This window comes from Aeromonas sanarellii, from assembly GCF_000820085.1.
In the GTDB taxonomy this organism is placed as follows: domain Bacteria; phylum Pseudomonadota; class Gammaproteobacteria; order Enterobacterales; family Aeromonadaceae; genus Aeromonas; species Aeromonas sanarellii.
Genome location: NZ_CDBN01000058.1, coordinates 1 through 1,029, shown reverse-complemented (window position 1 = coordinate 1,029; position 1,029 = coordinate 1). Strand labels below are relative to the sequence as shown.

Genomic DNA, 1,029 nt, shown 5'->3' with positions numbered 1-1,029 from the left:
CCCAGCCCAGCATCTGCTCGTTGATGGCGGCGTTGGGCTGGGTGAAGCTGTTTTCCACCTGCTTGTAGACCAGCTCGCGACCCTGCACCTGGAGCCGCTCGATGACGAACTCCTCCCCCAGGCAGATCTTCTGCTTGTGGGCGCGGCCAATCAGCTGCAGATCGAAGCCCTGGGCTCTCAGGTCGGCCTGCAGGGCTTCGGCGGCCTGCTGCCATTCGGCTTCCAGCTTGCGGTGATAGAGCAGGCTGACGCAGATCTGGCCGGACTGGGTGGAGAGGTAGTCTATCTGGAACAGCTTGCGGCGCAGCACCGGGTGCGGGCGCAGCCCGGCCAGCAGCACCGGCATCAGCTGGTTGATGAGCAGGCTGGCGGTGGGGAACTGGTCGACCCGGATGATCTCCTTGGTGGCCGGTGCATACATGCAGTGGTAGAGGTCATCCCCCTCGTGCCAGATGCGGAACTCGGCGCGCATCCGGTAGTGCTCGGCGGGGGAGGCATGGACCTCCAGCGCGGGCGGGTTGAAGGGGGCGAACAGCTGGGCGAGGCGATCGCGCTTCTCGTCGAGCTGGGCCTGGTAGTCGGCGGGAGTCCGTCTGGCCTGGGTGTCGGCGGAAGATGGCTGGGATTGAGTCATGGATACCTCGCATGCGCCGGCAGAGCCGGGTAAAGACCGGGGGAGGGCCGCAGCCAAGCAACAGCCAACCAAAGGGTGGGGATTTTAAAAGGCCGCCACGGATTGTCCAAGTTTTTTGTGGTCAAGAAGTGGCCAGTCGGGCCGATAACCGATCCACCACTATAGGCGGGAGAGTGATGATGCAGATCGATGGCATGGGCGCGGCCCAACCCAAGGGAGTGGGCACTGCTCCCAAATCGCCCCAACAGACGGCGTCGAAAGCGGCGGACAAGGGGGAGGAGGTCTCCCTGAACAAGCCTCCGAAGTGGGCCCAGGTGCTGATCCAGCAGGCGCTGCAATTTGCACTGGAGATCAACGGCCAGCACTATCAGGCCCCCAGGAGTCAGGAGTTCAAG

The 1,029-nt window shown here is 63.8% G+C and carries 2 pseudogenes; one reads left to right on the top strand and one right to left on the bottom strand.

Annotation, left to right across the window (positions count from 1 at the left end):
- Positions 1–634: pseudogene (locus BN1132_RS12035) on the bottom strand (tRNA (uridine(54)-C5)-methyltransferase TrmA); the annotation flags it as partial.
- Positions 635–813: 179 nt separating this feature from the next.
- On the opposite strand from BN1132_RS12035, the pseudogene BN1132_RS12030 reads away from it, so the two are divergent.
- A pseudogene (locus BN1132_RS12030) lies at positions 814–1,029 on the top strand (DUF5610 domain-containing protein); the annotation flags it as partial.